Annotated in this window: 20 protein-coding genes and 1 pseudogene; 10 read left to right on the top strand and 11 right to left on the bottom strand. The window is 66.9% G+C overall.

The annotated features are described in order from the left end of the window. A partial coding sequence (locus tag WD271_03150; protein MEX1006822.1) for a hypothetical protein occupies positions 1–401 on the bottom strand: 401 nt, incomplete at its 3' end. A gap of 420 nt (positions 402–821) precedes the next feature. Here WD271_03150 and WD271_03145 point away from each other — a divergent pair. From WD271_03145 to WD271_03135, 3 genes are all read left to right on the top strand, one after another. Beyond that, positions 822–1,586: a DUF4230 domain-containing protein gene (locus tag WD271_03145; GenBank protein ID MEX1006821.1), complete on the top strand. Its 765-nt coding sequence runs from the start codon at positions 822–824 to the stop codon at positions 1,584–1,586. A gap of 155 nt (positions 1,587–1,741) precedes the next feature. Beyond that, positions 1,742–3,130, top strand: coding sequence for an aspartate aminotransferase family protein (locus WD271_03140; GenBank protein MEX1006820.1), 1,389 nt, complete (start codon positions 1,742–1,744; stop codon positions 3,128–3,130). Continuing rightward, on the top strand, positions 3,127–4,932 hold the full coding sequence (locus WD271_03135; protein ID MEX1006819.1) for a glycoside hydrolase family 15 protein: 1,806 nt from the start codon (positions 3,127–3,129) through the stop codon (positions 4,930–4,932). Before WD271_03140 ends, WD271_03135 begins: the two co-directional genes overlap by 4 nt. Here WD271_03135 and WD271_03130 read toward each other — a convergent pair. Together WD271_03130 and WD271_03125 are read right to left on the bottom strand one after the other, a co-directional pair. After that, positions 4,916–5,335: a nuclear transport factor 2 family protein gene (locus WD271_03130; protein ID MEX1006818.1), complete on the bottom strand. Its 420-nt coding sequence runs from the start codon at positions 5,333–5,335 to the stop codon at positions 4,916–4,918. The two genes, WD271_03135 and WD271_03130, sit on opposite strands and share 17 nt — an antisense overlap. A gap of 13 nt (positions 5,336–5,348) precedes the next feature. Continuing rightward, entirely contained in the window at positions 5,349–6,605 is a 1,257-nt protein-coding gene (locus WD271_03125) for an amidohydrolase family protein (GenBank protein ID MEX1006817.1), read from the bottom strand. A gap of 63 nt (positions 6,606–6,668) precedes the next feature. Between WD271_03125 and WD271_03120 the strand changes: the two genes are divergently transcribed. Continuing rightward, positions 6,669–7,190 carry a nuclear transport factor 2 family protein gene (locus WD271_03120; protein ID MEX1006816.1) on the top strand — a complete coding sequence of 174 codons (522 nt, stop codon included), beginning with the start codon at positions 6,669–6,671 and terminating at the stop codon, positions 7,188–7,190. Positions 7,191–7,287: 97 nt separating this feature from the next. Here the strand turns inward: WD271_03120 and WD271_03115 are convergent, their stop codons facing one another. The 3 genes from WD271_03115 to WD271_03105 form a co-directional block, all read right to left on the bottom strand. Beyond that, a complete protein-coding gene (locus WD271_03115) occupies positions 7,288–8,049 on the bottom strand; it encodes an SDR family oxidoreductase (GenBank protein ID MEX1006815.1) in 762 nt (253 codons plus the stop codon). 87 nt (positions 8,050–8,136) lie between these two features. Further along, positions 8,137–8,952 carry an SDR family oxidoreductase gene (locus WD271_03110; protein MEX1006814.1) on the bottom strand — a complete coding sequence of 272 codons (816 nt, stop codon included), beginning with the start codon at positions 8,950–8,952 and terminating at the stop codon, positions 8,137–8,139. Next, entirely contained in the window at positions 8,949–9,938 is a 990-nt protein-coding gene (locus tag WD271_03105; GenBank protein MEX1006813.1) for an alpha/beta hydrolase, read from the bottom strand. Before WD271_03105 ends, WD271_03110 begins: the two co-directional genes overlap by 4 nt. 60 nt (positions 9,939–9,998) lie before the next feature. Here WD271_03105 and WD271_03100 point away from each other — a divergent pair, with 60 nt between their 5' ends. Beyond that, on the top strand, positions 9,999–11,576 hold the full coding sequence (locus tag WD271_03100; protein MEX1006812.1) for an acyl-CoA synthetase: 1,578 nt from the start codon (positions 9,999–10,001) through the stop codon (positions 11,574–11,576). Between the two features lie 10 nt (positions 11,577–11,586). Then, a pseudogene (locus tag WD271_03095) lies at positions 11,587–11,760 on the top strand (short-chain dehydrogenase). A 128-nt stretch (positions 11,761–11,888) separates the two neighbouring features. Here WD271_03095 and WD271_03090 read toward each other — a convergent pair. Beyond that, on the bottom strand, positions 11,889–12,194 hold the full coding sequence (locus WD271_03090; GenBank protein ID MEX1006811.1) for a putative quinol monooxygenase: 306 nt from the start codon (positions 12,192–12,194) through the stop codon (positions 11,889–11,891). A 91-nt stretch (positions 12,195–12,285) separates the two neighbouring features. Next, positions 12,286–12,753, bottom strand: coding sequence for a nuclear transport factor 2 family protein (locus tag WD271_03085; GenBank protein MEX1006810.1), 468 nt, complete (start codon positions 12,751–12,753; stop codon positions 12,286–12,288). Between the two features lie 213 nt (positions 12,754–12,966). Here WD271_03085 and WD271_03080 point away from each other — a divergent pair, with 213 nt between their 5' ends. Next, on the top strand, positions 12,967–14,934 hold the full coding sequence (locus WD271_03080; protein MEX1006809.1) for a translation factor GTPase family protein: 1,968 nt from the start codon (positions 12,967–12,969) through the stop codon (positions 14,932–14,934). Positions 14,935–15,139: 205 nt separating this feature from the next. Here the strand turns inward: WD271_03080 and WD271_03075 are convergent, their stop codons facing one another. From WD271_03075 to WD271_03065, 3 genes are all read right to left on the bottom strand, one after another. Beyond that, positions 15,140–16,408 carry a cytochrome P450 gene (locus tag WD271_03075; GenBank protein MEX1006808.1) on the bottom strand — a complete coding sequence of 423 codons (1,269 nt, stop codon included), beginning with the start codon at positions 16,406–16,408 and terminating at the stop codon, positions 15,140–15,142. A gap of 68 nt (positions 16,409–16,476) precedes the next feature. Continuing rightward, a complete protein-coding gene (locus tag WD271_03070) occupies positions 16,477–17,187 on the bottom strand; it encodes an alpha/beta hydrolase (protein ID MEX1006807.1) in 711 nt (236 codons plus the stop codon). Positions 17,188–17,198: 11 nt separating this feature from the next. Continuing rightward, complete coding sequence (locus tag WD271_03065) at positions 17,199–18,116, bottom strand: LLM class F420-dependent oxidoreductase (GenBank protein ID MEX1006806.1); 918 nt, start codon at positions 18,114–18,116, stop codon at positions 17,199–17,201. Between the two features lie 69 nt (positions 18,117–18,185). Here WD271_03065 and WD271_03060 point away from each other — a divergent pair, with 69 nt between their 5' ends. The 3 genes from WD271_03060 to WD271_03050 are packed head-to-tail and all read left to right on the top strand — an operon-like array spanning position 18,186 to position 22,135. Further along, a complete protein-coding gene (locus WD271_03060) occupies positions 18,186–18,983 on the top strand; it encodes an SDR family NAD(P)-dependent oxidoreductase (GenBank protein MEX1006805.1) in 798 nt (265 codons plus the stop codon). A gap of 18 nt (positions 18,984–19,001) precedes the next feature. Beyond that, a complete protein-coding gene (locus tag WD271_03055; protein ID MEX1006804.1) occupies positions 19,002–20,234 on the top strand; it encodes an alcohol dehydrogenase catalytic domain-containing protein in 1,233 nt (410 codons plus the stop codon). Beyond that, entirely contained in the window at positions 20,231–22,135 is a 1,905-nt protein-coding gene (locus WD271_03050; protein ID MEX1006803.1) for a primary-amine oxidase, read from the top strand. The genes WD271_03055 and WD271_03050 overlap by 4 nt, the downstream gene beginning before the upstream one ends. The last annotated feature ends 329 nt before the right edge of the window (positions 22,136–22,464 follow it).

The raw sequence follows: 22,464 nt of genomic DNA, 5'->3' as shown, positions 1-22,464 counted from the left end.
GAACGAGGTCGCCGCGTGACCAACAAACCCGATCCACAAGTCTTGACTACTTCTCCGATCTCGATTGTGAAGATGCCTGCTTCTGAGGCTCGAAAGCGGAAGCCGATTGGCAGTAGGACCTGCTGTTCCCAACCTGGATAGTGAGCGGGTGACAGATCAGTCTGAAACTGGGCTTCAAGGGGATCAGCCGACGGTGTCATGTCCGGTCCGAGAACGCGGACCACGAGCGTGTGCATCTGCTCGGTTTCTTCGGGCCGACCCACGACCCGAGCAAGGATGGTTCCCGTGACTTCAGCCGGGAAGGCAGAAGGCCAGTACGTGTCGATACCCGCGCCGACGATTGTGGCGAGACCGGCATTTACCCCCGCGTACCGACAGGTTGTTGCCCAATCTACCCGCACGGGGACAATGCTAAGGGTTTGTTGACACCTCTGGCATGGGTGCGGGTCGCTCGTCGTTGGCCGGGATCTGCGGCTGGGGCACAATCACGCGCTTTTCGACGAAGTCGAAGAAGAGTGCTTGGGTCACAGTCGCGTCTCCGAGTCTCGGGGGTGCGCTTGACGACGGTCTCGACGCATTCGATAGCAGGATACCTCGCCAGGTCAAGCAAATACCACGTAGCGCGCGCATGCTCCGTGAGAACTACACCTGTGTGATCACGACTTGGGCCTCAATCGTCAAGAGCGCCATTGATTTTTCTTGACACACCAGCATGCAGAGATTTCAAGCGGCTCTTCGACTGTGGAACTGACCAGGGGTCGGGGATCGTTAGTCATCCGAACGCAGCGCGCATCGTGTCGCGCCTCGACCCCAGGAGAACCATGCCCACCCTGCTCAAGGACAGCACTCACCCGTCCGCCGGCCCCGATCAATCGAATCAAGAGGTCACCGTGCGGGTCGTGGCGGACGGTGGCCGCCGCCGCCGACCCCGCCTCAGCTCCATCGTGTCGCTCGTGGTCGTCGGTGCCCTGGCCGTCGGCGTGCTGGCGATCGCCGGAGTGCTCACCGGAATCCTCGACATCGGCAATCCCTTCGCCACGTCGAGCGTCGACCGTTCGTCCCCCGCCTTGCTCAAAGAGCTCAACAACCTGTCGTCGTACTCGGCTGCTCAGGCACGTTTCCAGCAGACGATCGACGTCGAGGACGACGTGTCGATCCTGCCCTCGTTCATCGCCGGCGAGCGCACCACGTTCCTCGCGAACGGGACGGTCGACGCCACGGTCGACTTCTCGGCGCTCTCGACCGGTGCGGTGCAGCCGCGCGGCGACGGCGCCGTCACGATCACACTGCCCGAACCGCGAGTCAATCCTGCGGTCATCGACCCCAAGACCAGTCGCGTCGTCGGTCGCGAACGCGGCATCGTGAACCGCTTGGGCGGAATCTTCAGCGACAACCCCACCAGTGAGCAGCGCTTCTATGTGCTCGCGCAGGACAAGCTGGGTACAGCCGCGAGGCACAGTCACCTCGTCCAGCGCGCGGAACGCAACACGACGAAGATGCTGCAGGGGTTCCTTGGCCGGCTCGGTTACACCGACGTGAACGTGGTGTACACGAGCCCGACTGCGGCAGCGAGGTCGGCCGGGTAGCCCTCGCTACTCGCCCTTCTCGTACTCGCGGCGCCGCTTCATCATGACGAAGTAGGCGACGATGCAGAGGATGGCGACAAAGGCGAAGATCCCGATTCCGTAGTACACGGCGCACACCCTACGCGCATCTGAACTCGAGCCGTAGAATCCCCAGCTTGACCAGCGCGCGCACCCCGGACGAGCTCGGCGAGCTTGCACGTCGTCATCTCTGGATGCACTTCGCGCGACTCGGCGCGTACGACGACAACCATCCCGTCAACATCATCACGCGCGGCGAGGGCTGCTACGTGTGGGACGCGACGGGGAAGCGTCTCTTCGACGGGTTGTCCGGCCTGTTCGCCGTGCAGGTAGGACACGGTCGTGCCGACCTTGCGGAAGCGGCCCGCCGGCAGGCGGAACAGCTCGCGTACTTCCCGATCTGGAACTACGCGCACCCGCCCGCGATCGAGCTCGCGGCGCGGGTCGCTGAGCTCGCGCCGGGCGACCTCAATCGCGTCTTCTTCACGAGCGGCGGGTCCGAGGCAGTCGAGTCGGCCTGGAAGCTCGCACGGCAGTACTTCCGCGCCATCGGGCAAGGACAACGCCACAAGGTGATCGCGCGCGAGATCGCGTACCACGGCACAACCCTCGGCGCGCTCGCGATCACCGGCATCCCGGCATTGCGCACCCCGTTCGAGCCGCTCACCCCTGGTGCGTCGCACGTTCCCAACACCAACCGGTACCGGCATCCGCACGGCGACGACGAGAAAGCCTTCATGCTCGATGTGACTGACGCGATCGAAGCGCGCATCCTCTTCGAAGGTCCCGACACGGTCGCCGCGGTGTTCCTCGAGCCCCTGCAGAACGGTGGGGGCTGCTTCGTCCCTCCCGAGGGCTACTTCCAGCGGGTACGTGAGATCTGCGACAAGTACGGGGTGCTGCTCGTCTCCGACGAGGTGATCTGTGCGTTCGGTCGGCTCGGTGAGATGTTCGGCTGCGAGCGTTACGACTACCTGCCCGACATGATCACCTGCGCGAAGGGCCTCACCAGCGGCTACTCGCCGTTGGGCGCGGTGATCTGTCGCGACGCGCTCGCCGAGCCGTTCCTCGCCGAGCCCGACTCCTCGTTCCTGCACGGCATCACCTTTGCGGGCCATCCGGTGAGCTGCGCGGTCGCTCTCGCGAACCTCGACGTGTTCGAACAGGAGCGCGTGCTCGACAACGTGCGTACGCACGAACCCGAGCTCCAGGCGCGGCTCGAGCGTCTTCGCGACATCCCGATCGTCGGTGATGTACGCGGTGGCGGCTACTTCTGGGCAATCGAGCTCGTGCGCGACCAGGCCACGAAGGAGACGTTCCCCAAGGACGAGCGCGAACGCTTGCTTCGGGGCTACCTGGCACCGCGTTTCTACGAGGCCGGCCTGATCTGTCGCACCGACGACCGCGGTCACCCGATCGTGCAGCTCGCGCCGCCGCTCATCGCGGGACCGGCTGAATTCGACTTCATCGAAGCCACGCTGCGAACCGTGCTCACCGACGCATGGAAGGAGATGGGCCCCTCGTGAGCCAACCGCCGATCGCGGACTACGCGCTGCTGTCGGATTGCCATTCTGCTGCCCTCGTGAGCCGCGACGGCTCCGTCGACTGGTTGTGCTTCCCGCGGTTCGACAGCCCGTCGGTGTTCGGGCGGATCCTCGACGAGCGCGCCGGCCACTGGTCGATCCACCCGACCGCCGACTCCGAGGTGAGTCGGCGCTACGTCGACGACACGATGGTGCTCGAGACCACGTTTCGCACGGCGACGGGCACCGTGACGCTCGTGGATGCGCTTGCCGTCGGACGGAACGAACGCGGCCATGAGCTCGGTGCCGACGCGCCTTCCGCGCTCCTGCGGCGAATCACCGGCGTGAGCGGCGAGACCGAAGTCGCGATGACGTACGCGCCGCGACCGGAGTACGGGTTGATCCACCCGCTGCTCGACCTGGTCGACGGTGGTGTCACCGCGCGCGGTGGGGCGGATGTGCTCGCGCTGGGCTCGTCAGTTCCCCTCGCGGTCGACGAGAGCTCTGCCCGAGCGACGTTCACCGTCCGCGAGGACGAGACGGTGCTGTTCGCACTCGAGCACAAGACCACCTCTGAGGACCCTCCTCGTCTCTGGCCGAGCGACGAGATCGCCGAGCGCCTCGCCGACACCGCCGCCGCGTGGCACACATGGTCGGAGCTCCACCAGGCCTACGAGGGACCGTGGCACGATCTCGTGCACCACAGCGGGCGCGTGCTCTACGCGCTCACCTACTTCCCGACCGGCGCGATCTGTGCGGCGCCCACCACCTCGCTGCCGGAGACACCGGGCGGCTCGCGAAATTGGGACTACCGCTACGCATGGGTGCGCGACGCGAGCTTCACCATCCAAGCCCTCTGGGTGGCGGCGTGTCCCGACGAGGCCGACAAGTTCTTCGACTTCATGTCGGGGGCGGCCGCGTCACTCGTGCGTCGCGGTGGCGACCTGCAGATCATGTTCGGCATCGGCGGCGAGCGCGACCTCACCGAGCGCGAGTTGCCACATCTCGCGGGTTGGCGCAACAGCGCGCCGGTGCGCGTGGGGAACGGTGCCTGGAATCAGCGTCAGCTCGACGTCTACGGCGAGCTGCTCGACGCGGTGTACCGGTTGCCGGAGCAGCTCGATCGCTTGGCGCCGTCCACTCGGCAGTTCCTCGCCGATCTGGCCGACACCGCCGCGGCACGCTGGTACGAGCAGGACCAGGGAATCTGGGAAGTGCGGGGCGCGCCGCGCGACTTCCTGTACTCCAAGCTCATGTGCTGGGTCGCGCTCGACCGGGCGATCCTGCTTGCCGACCGGTTCGGCACGGCCGATCGCGTCGACGATTGGACGCGCATGCGCGGCGAGATCGCCGACGCCATCCTCACGCGCGGCTGGAACGAGGCGGCGGGCGCGTTCACGCAATCGTTCGGATCCGTTGACCTCGACGCGTCCAACTTGATGATGCCGATCGTCGGCTTCATCCCCGCGAGCGACCCGCGCATGCTCGCGACGATCAACGCGACCGCTGAGCGACTTACGGACAAACACGGACTCGTATACCGCTACCTCGCCCACGACGGCCTCGAGGGCGAAGAAGGCACATTCCTCCTCTGCACCTTCTGGCTCGCGCAGGCGCTCGCGCTGGCCGGAGAAGTGGAGCGAGCCCGGGAGACGTTCGAGCGCGCGATTGTCTACGTGAACGACGTGGGTCTGCTCGCAGAAGAAGTCGACGCCGAAACGGGCGAACTGCTCGGCAACTTCCCGCAGGCGTTCAGCCACATCGGTTTGATCAACGCGGCGTGGGCGATCAGCCAGGCGGAGTAGCCGGGCGCGCGAAGTTACGCATCTCGAACCGCGCCGCGCGCCACCCGTTTGGTGTGCGCACGTGGTCGACGGTGTAGAGGCCACCGCCACCCGCGAGGTAGTTGCGCGAGTGCGCGTGGTCGCCGTGAACCTCGATGAGGAAGTTCGTCATCGCGTGGCGCGGACCGGGTTCACCGAGGTTCCCGAGCACGGAGCTCAGCCATTCGACGATGGCGTCGGCGCCCGAGAGGTGCACGTCTTCGAGCCCGAGACCGAGCGGCGTGAGCACGTAGGTGGCGTCGGCGTCGGTGGCGAACACGTCGCGCAACTCGTCGAACTCACGGAAATCGACCGCGAAGCAGTAACGGGTCATGAGCTCCACGATCTCGGCCTTGTCGGCGAGGGTTTGCGCGCGGTCGTCCATAGGTTTGGTTTCCTTACTTCCAGGCACCGAAAGTGCGGAAGGCGGTGGGGCTCGCGCCCGGTGGGATGGACTCGATTGGCACGGCGAGCTCGGCCAGCGTGGGCGCGTCGATCCTCGCCGCGACCTCGCCGAGCTTCTGCGCGTCGAGGCCGTACACGGCCACCGCGTTCTCACCGAGCATCGCCCGAGTGGCGTCGGGCCGGATCTCGCAGAACGTGTTGCGCTGCGCGGCCCGCGTGACCGGCTCCGCGTCGTCGTGACTGGTGTGCTGCCACGTTCCCTCGATGTGCGGGTAGTCAGAACCCCAGAGGAGCTGCGACGCGTAGCCCTCGTCGACGGCACGCGCGGCTTCGAAGGACGCGAGGAAGCTTGCGCCGACGAACACGTTCGACTCGCAGTACTCGCTCGGCCGGCGCGGCACCTGTTCGCGCAGCGCGGCGTTCCAGTCGGCCTGCGACAACCACGTGGAGTCGAGCTCGACCATCGTGTGCGACCACCACTCCCCCGGCGACTCGGTGATCACCAATTTCAGGTTGGGGTGCCGTTCGAACACGCCGCCGAAGATCATCCACCAGATCGCGCGTCGCGCGAAGTAGCCGCCGTCTTCGATCGAGGTGAGCGCGAGCGATTCGGGGCCCGACGCGCGGCCGGGGCTCGCCACACCGACGTGCGTTGCCAATGCCATGTTGCACGCCTCGCACGCCGACCAGAACGGCTCCCACGCGCGGTCGTTGTACTCGAGGTACACGCCGTGGCGAGGGGCGGGGAAGTTCACACCGCGCAAGCCGACGTCGGCCGCCCACTCGAGCTCACCCACCGCCGCGTCGATGTCCCACATGGGTACGTGGGCCAAGCCCACATGACGTTCGGGCTCGACCGAGCAGAAATCAGCCAGCCAACGGTTGTAGATGCGCTCCCCGACCGGAGCCAGTTCCGGATCGAGCTCGAAGCTCGCGTTGTTTCCCAACAGCTGTGGGAGGAACGGCATCGGCTCACCGTTCTGGCTCCCGTGGAAGATCACCTCGGCGGCGATGCCGTCGCGATTCATGTCGCGCAACCGCGCGTCGACGTCGTGATGTCCGGCGGTGAGCGAGTTGGGGTGGCCGCCGAACGGCAGCCCGCCTCTCCCCTGTGCAGAGTCCTCGCGCGCAGTGACGAACGCGTCGAAGTCGTCGAGGTATGCGGGAGGGCAGTAGTCGCGCAGCTGCTCCTTCAGGAGCGGCCCGATATGGGTGTCCGACGACACCACGACGAGCGGCTCAGTCGACATCTGGCGGCTCCCTTCCCTGGTGGCTCGGGTCAATCCTAAGCTCCCGCACGGGAGGAGGGCTCGGTGACCGACTCGGAGCAACTCGAACGACTGATCGCAGAAGCCGAGATCCGTCGTGTCGTCGCGCGCTACTGCCGCGGCATCGACCGCATGGACCTCGATCTCGTTCGTAGCTGCTATCACGACGACGCGCACGACGAGCACGGATCGTTCTCCGGCACGGTCGATGCCTACCTCGAATGGGTACGGCCGTTGCTCGCGAAGTACGACGCGACGATGCACTTCATCGGGAACCAACTCGTCGAGTTCGACGACGCCGACACCGCGTGGGTCGAGACGTACGGGATGTCGGTGCACCGCAGCGCGTCGGACGCCCCGCACCTGAACCTCAGCACCGGGTTCCGGTTCATCGACCGTTTCGAGCGTCGAGGTGGCGAGTGGCGGATCGCGCAGCGCGTGGCGGTGCCCGACTGGTCGCTCCGGCACCGACCCGACGACTGGTGGCCGCTCCCCGAGCATCATCGGCTCGGTCAACGCGGTGCCGGCGACGCCCTCTACGCGAGAGGTCCGCAGCCCCCGAGCTGAGCGGCCGCGAGGCGGGCATCCCGCCGAGCAGCGAAGCGTGGCCTGAGCGGCCCGGCAGCGAAGCTGCACAGAGCGGGAAGGACGAGTAGATCGCTCTCTACCCGCCGGGGTGCTCCATCGTGCTGCCGGGCGGCGGGAGCGCGAGCACGAACCGCAGCTCGGCGGCCGCGCTGAGCACGCTCAACACCGCGGCCGCGGCCGCGTCGACGGTCATCGCGCCCGGCCCGTTGTCGTCGATGTACCCCCGTTGCGCCCATACCGCGCCGAGCTCCCCCAGCAACTCTGGATCCCAGCGCGCGGTGACCTCGGTACCGAGCGTGTTGCCGACGGCGACGGTCGAGAACCCGACCTCGGGATGCTCGCCCCGCCACGCGCGTGCCAGCTCCTCGAGCGCCGCCTTGCTGGTCTCGTAGGCACCCATTCCCGGTAGCGGACGACCAACTGATGTGGCCGACACGAACACGTACCGGCCCGTCGTCTTCGCGAGGTGCGGAACCGCGGCGCGGCACACGAGTGACGCGCCCACCACATTGGTCGCGAGCACATCGGCCCACAACTCGGCATCGGTGTCGACGAGCCGCGCGAGCGGATCGATAGCAGTCGAGTAGATCACCGCATCGAGACCACCGAGGTGCTCGACGGCGCGCGCGATCAACTCCTCACAGCTCGTCGGATCACGAACGTCGCACCGCACCGCGTGCGCGCGGTCGCCACACCGCTCGACCACTGCCTCCAGCCGATCGAGCCTGCGGGCAGCGACCACGACGCGCGCTCCGGCCCCGGCGGCCTGCACCGCCACCGCTTCCCCGATGCCCGACGACGCGCCCACGACGATGATGCGCCGATCCGTCAACTCCATGTCCGCTCCCATCGGTACGAACTGCTCGAACTGGCGTCGTTCGGCATGGATTACGCGTGTCTTGCGACGCCGGTTGGTGTGGTACCGCTAATCGGCTCGGCCGAGGCCCAGCTTCAGCTGATCGATGCTCGCGGCGCCGTCCACCGCGATCACCTGCCCGGAGATGAACCGCGCGACCGGCGAGCACAGGAACAACACCATGTACGCGATGTCGGATCCGTGGCCGAGCAGGCCGACGGGGTTCGTGGGTCGAGACTCTTCGGTGCTGGGCACGACGTCGGCGAACCGGCGCATGCCTTCCGTATCGCCGATGGCTCCAGGCGCGATCGCGTTCACGCGAATCCCATAGGGGCCCCACTCCACCGCACACGTACGCGTCAGCGAATCGACACCCGCCTTCGCCGCGGCGACATGAGACTGCAACGCCACGCCCTTCAACTCGAACGGCGCGGTGATATTGACGATATTGCCGCCGTGTTCACCGAGCCACGCGTCGAACGCGGCCTTCGACACGTTGTAGGTGCCGAGGAGGTCGATGTCGACGACGGCCTTGAAACCGTTGGGGGAGATCTTCGTCATCGGCGCAGGGAAGTTGCCGGCCGCGTTGTTCACGACGATGTCGAGCTGCCCGAACCGATCGACGATCCCACCGACGATCCGTTGCACGGCTGCGGCGTCGCGCACGTCTCCGACGTCGAAGTGCGTCTCGATGTCCTCGCCGCGTAGCTCGGCCGTCGCCTGCTCGAGCCGTTCGGTGTTGCGGCTGGCGATCGCGACACGCGCGCCGTGGTGGCCGAGGACTCGACAGATCTCCTTGCCGATCCCGGTCGCGCCACCGGTCACGAACGCTACCGAGCCCGACAAGACATCGGGGCGGAACGGAGACTGCGGCAGTTCGCTCATTTCGTCCCGCTCTCGGCCAAGAACTCGAGGAGTGCGTCGTTGACCACGGTCGGTTCCTCCTGCTGGATCCAGTGACCCGATCCCTTCACCCAGATCGGCTCGCGGAGATTGGGAATGTGCGCGCGCGTCGCGAGCACCGACTCGGGTGTCTGACCGAAGATCGAGTCGTACTCCGCGCCGATGAAGAGCGCGGGCTGCATGATCGGAAGGCCGGCGAACGGCGCCAACAGCTCGGCTGTACGGTCGATGCACCGGTACCAGTTCAAGCCCCCGAAGAACGTGCCGTGATGTGCGAACGAGTCGACGAACGCGTCGAGGTCGTCGTCGGAGAGCCAGTCGAGCGCGCCGGGCGGCTCCGCGAGAATGTCGAACATCTGCTGCGCGGCTGGGTCGAAGAAGCGGTACTCGTCGCGCGGGATGTCACCCGAGAGTGTGTAGAGCGTGGCGCGCAATGAGCGACGGAGATCGACGTCGAGCTCGCCCTCGGCAACGCCCGGTTCCTGGAAATACAGGATGTAGAGGAAGCTGTCGCCGAGCGCCGCGCGCATTCCGTCAGTGGGCTTCATCAATGGCGTCGGACGCGGCGCGATCCCGCCCCAGTGCACACTGAGCGCGGCGACCGCTTCGAAACGATCGGGACGGAGCAGCGCACAGTGCCACGCGACCGGCGCGCCCCAGTCGTGACCGACGACGGTGGCGCGTTCGGCGTCGAGCGCGTCGAGCAACCCGACGATGTCGCCGACGAGATGCAGCTGCGTGTACTCGCTCACTTCGGCCGGCATCTCGGTCTGCCCGTATCCACGCTGATCGGGCGCCACGGCATGGAAGCCGGCCTCCCCCAACGCGACCAGTTGGTGCCGCCACGAGTACCAGCACTCGGGGAAGCCGTGGCACAGGACCACCGTGCGGCCGTCGTCGGGCCCCGCCTCGGCGATGTGCATCGTGATGCCGTTGGTGGAGACATTCCGATGACGGATACCGTCCATGAGCCGTCATGTTGGCCGGTGCGCTCAGAGTCACGCCACCAGACACCGAAAGGAGGGACGATGACCGCTGCGCCCACCGACGCGCCCGCTCCCCAAGGCTTCTGGATGATCGCGGAGGCCAATCCGGATCACCTCGCGCTCGTCGACCCCGAGGAGCGCCTTGTGCCCGCGGGCGAGCTGCTCGGCTCGTGCAACCAGGTCGTCCACGGTCTCCGTGCGATGGGGCTCCAGCCGGGCGACGCGATCGCGATGCTGCTGCCGAACGGGGTCGAGGTGTTCGAGCTGTACCTCGCGATCAGCCAGGCGGGCTTCTACCTCATCCCGATCAACTGGCACCTCGTTGGTCCGGAGATCGCGTACATCGTGGACGACTGCGAGGCGAAGGTGTTCATCGCGCACGCGCGCTTCGCGGAGCATGCGACGGCCGCGGCCGACGAGATCGACTTCCCGGCCAACGGTCGCTTCGCCGTCGGCGGCGACATCCCCGGCTTCCGCGCGTACGACGAACTGAAGACCGGCCAACCGTCCGGTACGCCCGCCAACCGCACGACGGGCACCGTCATGAACTACACGTCGGGCACCACCGGCCGTCCGAAGGGGGTGCGCCGCTCGTTACCCGGCACCGAGCCGGAGGCCGGCGGTCGCGGATTCGGCGGGATGCTCACCATGTTCGGGCTCCAGCCGTTCGACGACAACGTGCACATCGTCGGCTCGCCGCTCTACCACACCGCGGTGCTCGTGTTCGCGGGCTCCGCGATCCACACCGGCCACACCGTCGTCGTGATGGACAAGTGGACGCCCGAACAGATGCTCCATTTGATCGACCGGTACAAGGTGACGAACACGCACATGGTGCCGACGCAGTTCGTCCGACTGCTCGGCCTGCCGGACGAGGTGCGCGCGAAGTACAACGTGTCGTCGCTGCGCCACATGGTGCACGCGGCGGCGCCGTGCCCTCCCGACGTGAAGCGTCAGATGATCGAGTGGTGGGGTCCGGTCATCGACGAGTACTACGCGGCCAGCGAGGGTGGCGGCACGCTCGTGTACGCGAAGGACTGGCTCGAGCACCCCGGGACCGTCGGGCGCGCGTGGCCGGGCGCGGAGATCGTGATCCTCGACGACGACGACAACGGGCTCCCGGCCTTCGAGATCGGCACCGTCTACATGCACATGATGGCGGGAAGCTTCGAGTACTACAAGGACAAGGAGAAGACGGAGAAGAGCCGTCGTGGCAGGTTCTTCACCGTTGGCGACGTCGGCTTCCTCGACGACGACGGCTGGCTGTTCCTCTCCGATCGCAAGACCGACATGATCATCTCGGGCGGGGCCAACATCTACCCCGCCGAGATCGAGAGCGAACTGATCATGCATCCGAAGGTCGCCGACGTGGCGGTGTTCGGCATTCCGCACGACGACTGGGGTGAAGAGGTGAAGGCCGTCGTCGAGCCGGTCGAGGGAGTCGAGGGCAGCCCCGAGCTCGAAGCCGAGATCCTCGAATGGTCGGCAACCCGTCTCGCCAAGTTCAAGACGCCGCGCACCATCGACTTCACCGAAGAGCTCCCCCGCGACCCAAACGGCAAGCTCTACAAACGCAAGCTGCGCGACCCCTACTGGGAAGGCCGCGAGCGCGCCATCTGAGACGGACGGTGATCGGCTCGTGCAGATCGCTGACGACGAGTTCGGCCGTTGCGACGTGCTCGTGGACAACGCCGGCGTGTCGCCGCTCAACGCCCGCGGGCCGTTCCGTCGCGGGGCGTTGTTCGGAGGTCGCATGTTCGCGGGCGACGGCGGTTCGATCATCAACGTCAGCACCGCCGGCTCGTCCTCGCAGGCGCGTACAGCGATCGGGCACTCGGCCGCCCTGGACCCTCGGAGCGTCGTCGAGCCAGAAAGGTTGGCCGCCGTCTGCCCGCCGACTCCCTCGGCCTCGACCCTTCTGCGGCTGCGTACTCAACTCTCCAGCGGTTCGGACGAGGAGACGTGGAACAGAGTTGCCTCGGGTGGGACAGCGAGGGAGTCCGGGAGGATCGACATCACATTCCCTACCTCCGGCAACGACTCTTGACGGTCGAGCGCATCCCGATCCTCGAACACCTCGGTGGCGATGAACGAGTCGGGGTCGGCGAGGTCGCGGGCAATGTCGAAACTGATGACCCCTTCGACCGTTCGGCTCGGGGCGATGACCTGGTCGAGCGCGGTCTTGACCTGCTCGCTCTTCGCCGGCTGGCACTTGATCTTGAAGCGGACGACGATCATTGGCGAACTCCGATCTTCACGGCATGTTGGTTGAGGTCGACCACGATGATGCTTGACAACATCACCCGTATAACGGCAGTTCTGTATGCGGTCAGTCGGTCCGTCGACCGGCGCGCTCAGGGTGGTCTCGGTCAAAGGCGGCGACGCGTTCGGTGTCCTCGTAGTCCTCCTGCGCGCGAATCTTGCCCCAGACGATTTTGGCCATGAGGACGGCTCGGTTGGTGTAGATCGTCACGCCTTCGGCGACGATTCCATGGTTGACCCGCACCGCGACACGCGTGTTCCAGGGCGGACCGTTGACCAAGATGTCCTCGACGGACATCTGCATCCCGGTACCGACGTAGCGCCGGAGGAAGGCTTCGATCTCGTCCTTCCCGCGATGCGTCGCGAAGGGCTCGCGGCCGAGCTGAGGGGAACGGAACTCTCGGGACCAGGAGTTGTCGCCCGGAAAACTCAGCGCAGCGTCTGGGGCAACGACCGCGAGCGATGCCTCATAGCGGCCCTCGTTGAGCAACCGAATGCTGCGACGGATCAACCTGCGGACCGTTGCCTTGTACATCGCGCCCCACCTTTGTCTTCTACCGACGGAAACGTACCGGTTCGTCGGAGTATCAGCCGGCCGAGCTGAGTCGCCCGACAAATCGGTTGCCCTCCGGCGTGGCCGTCTGCTGTACTCCCGACAACCGCCGATCCACCAAGGAGAGGGAAATGCGCCGAGCGCTCTTGTCCGTCCAGAAGGGGATTGCCACCTCTCGAGAGGACACGACGCGTGGTGCGAACGTTGAACTTGGGGATCTTGGCGCATGTAGACGCCGGTAAGACAACCCTGACCGAGCGGCTGCTCTACGCCGCCGGTGTCATCGACGAGATCGGCAGCGTCGATGACGGCAGTACCCAGACCGATTCCTTGGCGCTCGAACGGCAGCGCGGCATCACGATCAAGTCTGCCGTCGTGTCGTTCGTCATCGACGACGTGACGGTCAACCTGATCGACACGCCCGGCCATCCAGATTTCATTGCCGAGGTGGAACGGGTGTTGAGCGTGCTCGACGGCGCGGTGCTGGTGATCTCGGCCGTGGAGGGTGTTCAGGCGCAAACCCGCGTGTTGATGCGGACGTTGCAGCGGCTGCACATTCCCACCCTCATCTTCGTGAACAAGATCGACCGCGGCGGCGCGCACGATGAACGCGTATTGCAGGGCATCTCCGAAAAGCTGACGCCGGCAATTCTTCCGATGGGATCGGCGCGCGGTCTTGGCACACGCACCCCTGATTTCATGCCGTACGGCGCGGCCGACGTTGCCTTTACGGCCAGGCTGGCCGATGTGCTCGCTGACCACGACGACGCGGTCCTGGCCGCGTACGTCGACGACGAGACGACCGTCTCGTACGGCCAGCTCCGCGACGAGCTTGCGGCGCAGACCAAGCAGGCGCTGGTGCATCCGGTGTTCTTCGGCTCGGCGATCACGGGTGCCGGCGTGGATTCGCTGATTGCCGGCATCGCAGAGTTGCTGCCTGCTGCCGAAGGCGACGTCGATGGCCCGGTTTCGGGCACGGTCTTCAAGGTGGAACGGGGGCGGGCCGGGGAGAGGATCGCGTACGTCCGCATGTTCTCGGGGACGGTTCGAACGCGAGATCGGATGCAAGTCCGCGGTGATGACGAGCGGAAGGTCACCGCGATCAGCGTTTTCGACCGCGGCTCGGCCGTTCAGCATCCGGCGGTCGCCGCCGGCCAGATCGGAAAGCTCTGGGGTCTGGGCGATGTCCAGATCGGTGACGCGATCGGCACATCGCGAACGACCTCGGAGGGTCACCATTTCGCGCCGCCGACACTCGAGACGGTCATCGTCGCCCGCCGCGCCGCCGACAGAGGTGCGCTACGCGTTGCGCTCGATCAGCTCACTGAGCAGGACCCCTTCATCAACCTCCGACAGGACGATGTTCGACAGGAGCTGTTCGTCTCGCTCTACGGAGAGGTGCAGAAGGAGGTCATCCAGGAAACGCTGGCGAACGACTTCGACATCGCCGTCGAGTTCCGCGAGACGACGACGATCTGCATTGAACGACCCATCGCTACCGGTGCGGCCGTCGAGACAATCGGCAAGGCGCCCAATCCATTCCTCGCCACGGTCGGGCTGCGCATCGATCCGGCCCCCATCAACTCCGGCGTGGAGTTCCGGCTCGAGGTCGAGCTCGGGTCGATTCCGCTCTCGTTCCACAAGGCGGTCGAGGACTCCGTGCGGGGAACGCTGCGCCAAGGCACTTATGGCTGGCAGGTCACCGACTGCACGGTCACGATGACGCATTCGGGCTTTTGGATACGGCCGGGGAGTGCTGCCGGAGACTTCCGCAACCTGACGCCGCTGGTGCTGATGAGCGCGCTGAAAAGGGCCGGAACGGTGGTGTGCGAGCCGATTCACGGGTTCCACCTCGAGCTTCCGACCGCCACGCTCGGACTGATCTTGCCGGCACTGGCGCGGCTGCACGCGGTGCCTGAGCCACCCACGATCCGGGGGTCGTCGTGCATCCTCGAGGGTGCGATCCCGGCGGCTCGGGTACACGAGCTGCAACGACAGCTACCGGCGCTGACGCGCGGCGAAGGTCTGCTCGAATGCGCCTTCGACTCCTACCACCCGGTCCGCGGCACCTTCCCGACACGGCCGCGCACAGACCACAACCCGCTCAACCGCAAGGAATACCTGCTGCACGTCCGGCGGGTGGTCGAGAAGCGCCGATCGTGATGGCACGCCAGGACCTCCACGACGCTGCGGACAAGGTTCGTGCTCGCGCGCCAGCCAGACCGGTTCGTGCGAGATAGTGGGGCGAGGGAAGAATCGGATCCTCGCCGACGATCTCACAGCGGACGTCGTCGGGGAGCTCGAGCCCGGCGAGACGGACAGAGTGGTCGACGGCGCGGCGCTCCATCGGATTCCGCCCGCCGCCGACCTAACGCGCGGGGGTGATGACGAGCGGCAGCGGGTTCACGATGCGCACGCCGTCGTTGTTGAACACGGGCTCTTTGCCCGGCGCGATCGCGTACTCGGGCACGCGTTGGTGCCACGCGCCGAGCGCGGCACGCAGCTCCATGCGCGCGAGGTGCGACCCGAGGCAACGATGAAAGCCCGCCGCGAACGCGACGTGGCGGTTGGCCCGGCGTTCGAAGTCGACCTTCAACGGGTCGGGGAAGGTGTCGGGGTCGACGTTCGCGGCCGCCCATAGCACGGCGAGCATGTCACCCTCCTTCACCGGCTTGCCGTTCACCTCGAAGTCGGCTGTGGCGAAGCGCCCACCGAACGGGACGGGTGTGAGCGTGCGCAGCAACTCCTCGATTGCCGACGGCACCAACGACGGATCGTCGACCAACTGTTGACGCTGCTCCGGGTGACGCGCGAGATAGGCCACCATGTTCGACAGCGCCGACGACACCGTGTCGAGCCCGGCGATGAGCAGCAGGAACATGATGTCGAGGATGTCCTCTCGACTCAGGCGGTCACCGTCGATCTCGACGGTCAAGAAACCGCCGATCAGATCGTCGCCGGGTTCGTCGGCCGCGAGGCGCCGATCGAACTCCGCGTTCAGATAGTCGTTCATCCGCCCGATGACCCGCCGCTGGTACGTGCGCTGCTCCTCGGGCGTCGCGCCCGTGGGTCGGATGGCGGCGTCCTTGAACTCGAGGAAGTCTGCGAGTTGCTCCTGGGGCAGCCCCATCAGTTCGAGGAAGATGCGCGACGGCAGCGGTACGCAGAATGCCTCGTAGAACTCGATCTCGGGCTGGTCGATGAACCGGTCGATCAACTCGTTGGCGACATCGGTGACGTGCGGCTCGAGGTGGGCCATCACCCTCGGGGCGAACAGAGGGTCCAACAGCTTGCGGAACTTCGTGTGCTCGGCGCCGTCGATCTGCAACGGAATCAGCGGACGTTCGTTCCCGAGCATGCTCTCGTCATCGGGGCCGCTGGTCGCGGCCATGCTGCTCACGACGTCGCGACGCTTGGTGGCTGCGAGGATGTCGGCCATCTTGGTGACGACGACCACTCCGTCTTCCCGGAAGGGGCTGGACTCCTGCACCTCGAGGTACACGGGGCCGGGCTCCTCGACCGCAAAGGCGGCGAAGTCGAACGGCCCCCGGTTGTACCGGCCCTCGGCCCGATCGTCCGAAGCCCGATCGTCCGGAGCCTGGTCGTGCGGAGCCTGGTCGTGCGTGGTGTCCGTCATTGCCGATCTCCCACTGGTCGCAAATCCGCCTTGACTCTACGGCCTGCAGACGGCCGGCCCGGCCGCCGCTACCTCACACGTTCGAGGAAGGGACGGAGCACCGCGAGGTACGCAGCCGGATCACGGCTCCAGAGATCGTGGCCCGCGTCCGGCAGCATCGCGAGCTCGACGCCCGGCAAGGCTGCCTCCCAGCGCGCGGCCGCGTCGTCGTCCACGATGACGCCGCGCCGGCCGCCGCGGATCACGAGCACCGGGCACACGAGCTCGTGCAGGCGATCCCAGAGGGGAACCTCCCGACTGTCCTCCACGACACCGATCACCGCGTGCTCCGGCATCCGCTCGCTCATCGGTATCCCGCGCAGCGTGACCGCGAGTTGCCGCTCTGCGAACTCCGGTGGAAGGCCGACATGCCGCGCGTGGTAGTCGCCGATCACGAGGCCACGCACGCGGCGCGGTACAGAGAGCGCGTACCCCAACGCGTAGGACGACCCACGCGAGAACGCGACGAGCACCGGTCGGTCGAGAGCAAGCGTCGCGATCATCGCCGCAATGTCGCCGATGTGGTCTTCCCACCGGTAGCCGTGTTCCGGCGCGTCGCTGCGCCCTCGGCCACGCACGTCGATGGCAACCACGCGACGGTCCTCCAACTCGGCGAGGAGCCAGGCGTACTCCTCGGCCGACTCCCCCATCCCGGGCACGACGACGACCGGCGGGAGCGTCGTGTCGCGGACTTCGTTGTCGAGCGCGTGGATGCGCACGCCCGCGTTGTCGGCGAACACGGTTTCCGTGCTCAGCGGGACCTCGCGATCACTTCCTCACCGAACTGGCGCAGGTCGTCGAGCGCGGCGCGAAACGATCCGCGTGCGAAGTACCCCGACGACCAGGTGACACCCGTCTCGGCGAGCCGGCCGAGCGCGTCGAGGAGTTCCTCGGGCGCGCCCGGTGAGTACCGCGCCTCCACGCTCGACGCGAGGATGTCGATCTCGGTGAGGCTGCGGCCGTTCGCCTCGAGGCGCGTACCGAGGTCGCGGATCATCGCGGCCAGCTTCTCGTCGGACCCGATCACCGCGGTGCGTGTCGTGCGCGCGAGCGTCGGGCCGCCACCGAGGAGCGGCGCCCATCCGTTGCCCCAACGCGCGACGCGGTCGAGCACGACCTTCGCGTTGCCGCCGAGCCAGAGCGGGGGGTACGGGCGCTGGACCGGCCCCGGCTTGATGATCTGGCCGATCGCCTTGAAGTGCCGCCCTTCGTACGAAAAATCGTCGGTCGACCAGACGCCGCGCAGCACCTCGACGGCTTCGTCGAAGAGAGCGTTGCGCTCGTCGAAGTCGACGCCGAGCGCGGCGAACTCGGAGCGCAAGTAGCCGGTGCCGAGCGTGAAGATCGTCCGGCCGCCGGAGAGGACGTCGACGGACGTCATCGATCGGGCCATCAGCAGCGGGTTCCGGTACGGGACGACCGTGAGGTTGGTCATCAGCTTCAGCGTGCTCGTGACGGCTGCACAGAAGCCGAGGGCGACGAACGGGTCGAAAGTCTCGTGGCCCCCCGCTTCCAGCCACTTCTTCGACGGCGCGGGATGGTCGGTGAACGCGACCGCGTCGATTCCCGACTCTTCGGCGGTACGGGCGAACTCGGCAATGTTGTCGGGGGAGATCCAGGCGCCGCCGTCGGCGTCGCTCATCACAGGGCACTCGACCATGAACTTCATTGCCGGGAAGCTATCCCCTCTGATCTCGCGTACGGTACGGCGACGATCGGTACCGACACTGGGGGGACCATGGGGTTCGAGTTGCGCGGAAGCCGGGTGCTCGTGACGGGGGCGTCGTCGGGCATCGGGGCGGGGCTCGCGGAGGCGTTCGCGGCCGCCGGGGCCGCGGTTGGTATCTGTGCCCGGCGCACCGACCGGCTCACGGAGGTGGCGGAACGCTGCCGGGCCCACGGCGCCGAGGTCCATCAATGGACCACCGATCTCACCGACCCGAACCAGGTCGACCAGCTCGCACGGAACGCCGTCGACGAGATGGGCGGCGTCGACATCCTCGTGAACAACGCCGGCATCCCGAAACGCCGGCATGTCACCGTCACCGACGCGGCGACCGTCGACGCCGTCACCCGGATCAACTACCTCTCGCCGATCCACCTCACGCTCGCACTGCTCCCGCAGATGCTCGAACGCGACTCGGGCCGCATCATCAACGTGTCGTCGGTCGCGGCCACGCTGTCCTCGCCGGGTGAGACCGCGTACGCCGCGTCGAAGGCCGCGCTCTCGGTGTTCTCGGAGTGCATGTCGGTCGACCTGTGGGGAACGGGAGTGAACGTGCTCGTCGTCTACCCCGGCATCGTCGACACCGAGCTCTTCTCGATCCCCGACAACGACCCGCTCGACGTGCCCGTCGAACCGATCACGGTCGCGGAGTGCGTCGACGCCGTCCTCGATGCGCTCGATCGCGACGCGCTCGAGGTGTACACGCCCGCACACTTCAAGGACTACGCGGTGGGGAAGGCCAACGACATCCCCGGCTTCCTCGCCGGTACCGCGGAGTTCGTCCGCCAGCAGCAAGCATCGAAGGCCTGAGCACAAGGAGACGAGACCGTGCGCGCACTGCTCTACGGAATTCAACCCCCGCCGATGCCGCAGCCCGAGACCGACAACCCACTCATTGCCGCGCTCGCGCGCACCCCGATGGACCTCGTCGAGATGGACGATCCCGGATTCCTGCTCCCCGACTGGGTGGTCACACGCCCGAGGCTCACCGGGGTCTGCGGGTCGGACTCCAAGCAGGTGTTCATGGACTGGGGCGAGATGAGCATGGACAACCCCATGCGCGACTTCTCGTCGATGCCCCAAGTGCCCGGGCACGAGGTCGTTGCCGACGTGGTGGCGCTGGGACCCGAGGCAGAAGGCATAGAGGTCGGCGATCGCGTCGTGCTCAACCCTTGGCTGTCGTGCGTGCCGCGGGGCGTGTCACCGATCTGTCCGGCGTGCGAGGTCGGCGATCTCAGCCTGTGCTGGAACTTCACCGTCCCACCGATTGCCCCCGGCATCCACACCGGCACGTCGAAGGACGCGAGCGGGGGGTTTGCGACCCTCATGCCCGCGCATCCCTCCATGCTCTTCCCGGTGCCGGATTCCGTGCGCGACGAGATCGCGGTGTTCGCCGACCCGTTCGCGGTGTCGCTGCACGGCATCACGCGGCACCCACCGCCGCCGCACGGCAAGGCGCTCGTGTACGGCTCGGGCGCACTCGGAAGTTGCGCGGTCGCCATTCTCCGCGCGCTCTACCCGAACGTCGAGGTCGGCGTCGTCGCGCGCTTCGAGAGTCAGGGTGAGCTCGCGCGCAAGTTGGGTGCGAGCGCGGTCTTCGCCCACTCGCCGGTCAAGGAACTGATCGAGGCCGCGGCCGACTGGTCGGGCGGTGTCCTCCGGGGCAACCACGATCTGCCGATGGCGTACCCGGGCGGGATCGACATCGTGTACGACACCATCTCGAAGAAGGAGACCCTCGAGGTATCGGTGTGCTTGCTCAAGGCGCACGGCACACTCGTGAAGGCCGGTGTGCACGGACCGACTTCATGGGAGTGGACGCCGCTGTACTTCAAGGAGATCAGCTGGGTCGGTTCCAACGCGTTCGGGTTCGAAGAGGTCGACGGCGTCCGCAAGCACGGCATCGCCCACTATCTCGACCTCGCAAGCTCCGGCCGTGTGGACCTCACCGACATGCTCACGCACACCTTCGCGCTCGACGACTGGCGTACCGCGTTCACCGCGCTCGCCACGCAGGACGAGTCCGGCGCGATCAAGGTCGCGTTCGACCAGCGCGCATGACCACCACGTCTGTGCACCCGCTGGCCATGGTCACTCCGGACGAGATCCGCCGGGCGGTCGAGATCGTCCGGGCCGACCAGCGGTTCGAGGCCAACTCGGTGTTCGTGCACGTGCGGTTGTACGAGCCCGCGAAGAACGCCGATGCCTCGACCGTCGACCGGGAGATCGAGGCGCTGCTCGTGCCACCCGGTGCCCGGCTCGACGCCATCGAGGTCGTCCTCTCGGTGACGTCGGGCGAGATCCGTTCGTGGACGGTGTGTGAAGGTGTGCGACCCGCGTTGCTCTTCGGCGAGTCACTGTCGGCGATCATCGGCGTGACCGCACACCCCGGCTGGCAGGCGGCGCTCCGGCGACGCGGGATCGCCGAAGATGCGATCGTCCAGATCGACCCGTGGCCTGCCGGTTCGTTCGGCGTCGCTCACGAGGACGGCCGCCGCATCAGCCGGTGCATCGCGTACCTGCGCGAGTCCGACGCTGACAACGGGTACGCGCGCCCGATCGAAGGGCTCATCGCTTTCTTCGACCAGGGCGCGGGCGAGGTGCTCGAAGTCGTCGACCTCGGTGTGGTGCCGCTGCCGCCCGAGCGCGGCTCGTACCTCCCCGAAGACGTCGGCCCACTGCGCGACGGCCTCAGGCCGCTCGCGATCGTCCAGCCCGAGGGTCCGAGCTTCCACGTCGACGGGAACCTCGTGCGGTGGCAGCGGTGGTCGTTCCGCGTCGGCTTCGATCCCTACGAGGGCCTGGTGTTGCACACCGTCGCCTACCACGACGGTGACCGCGTCCGGCCCGTGCTCCACCGAGCGTCGGTGTGCGAGATGGTGGTGCCATACGGGCACCCGGGCGCGATGCACGGCTGGAAGAACGCGTTCGACGCCGGCGAGTGGGGCCTCGGTCGGATGGCGAACTCGCTGCAACTCGGTTGCGATTGTCTCGGCGAGATCCACTACTTCGACGCCGTGCTCGCGACCGAGCAGGGCGAGCCGTACAACGTCGAGCACGCGATCTGCATGCACGAAGAGGACTACGGGATCCTCTGGAAGCATGTCGACCAGCGCGGGAACACGAACGAAGTCCGCCGCTCGCGCCGGCTCGTCGTCAGCTTCATCTCAACGGTTGGGAACTACGAGTACGGCTTCTACTGGTACTTCTACCTCGACGGCAACATCCAGCTCGAGGTGAAACTCACCGGTATCGTCTCGCCGATGGCGATCGCGCCCGGTGAGCAACCGGAGTTTGCGAACGTGATCGCGCCCGGCCTCGCGGCGCCCCACCACCAGCACTTGTTCTCCGCTCGCCTCGACCTCGACGTCGACGGCGCCGGCAACACCGTGTACGAAGTCGAGGCGGGACCGGTCCCCACGGGTCCGGAGAATCCCTGGGGCAACGCGTTCGCGCAGCAGTCGACGCGCCTCGACACGGAGCTCGCCGCACAGCGCGAGGTCAATGCCGCGACGAGCCGCGTGTGGAAGGTCGTCAACCCATCGCGCCTGAACCGGCTCGGGCAGCCGGTCGGCTACAAGCTCGTCCCCACGATGTCGACGCCCACGATGCTCGCGTCACCCGAGTCGAGCGTCGGGCAACGCGCCGGCTTCGCGCGTCACAACCTCTGGGTCACGCCATACGCGCGCGACGAACGGCGCGCTGCGGGCGAGTATCCCAACCAGCACGCAGGAGGCGACGGGCTCCCGCGTTGGACTGCGGCCGACCGTGCGATAACCGACACCGACGTCGTCCTCTGGTACACGTTCGGGGTCACGCACTTCGTGCGTCCCGAAGACTGGCCGGTCATGCCCGTCGAGTACACCGGGTTCCTGCTCTCACCGTTCGGCTTCTTCGATCGGAACCCCGCGCTCGACCTGCCACCCACGAGCGCCGACGGCAGCTGCCACACGGGTAGCTGAGACCTCCCACGGGCGGTGCCGTCACGACGGTGTCGGGCGACGTGGTGGCTATTCGGCGTGCGCGCCCGATCCAGAACGAGCATTCGGTGTCATCGAGCATTCGCAGCACACCGAACTGCCGCTAGGAGCGGCCGATGTTCTGTCGCGATGAACACGCTGGCGGCGCGAGCGCAGCCCATTCAGGCGCACCGGAGTCCCGATAGCGGACGTCTGCGCGAGGCTCGCAGCACGCCGTTGCGTCGATCTCCGCGCGCCGAGTTGACGTACAGAATGTCCACGCGGGGCGGCATGTGAGAACGACGCTGGCACGAATACAGAATCACGCGCCG

The organism is Acidimicrobiia bacterium, from assembly GCA_040880805.1.
Classification (GTDB): Bacteria; Actinomycetota; Acidimicrobiia; order IMCC26256; family DASPTH01; genus DASPTH01.
The sequence above is the reverse complement of the archived record's forward strand: the minus strand, read 5'-3'. Positions and strand labels throughout refer to the sequence as shown.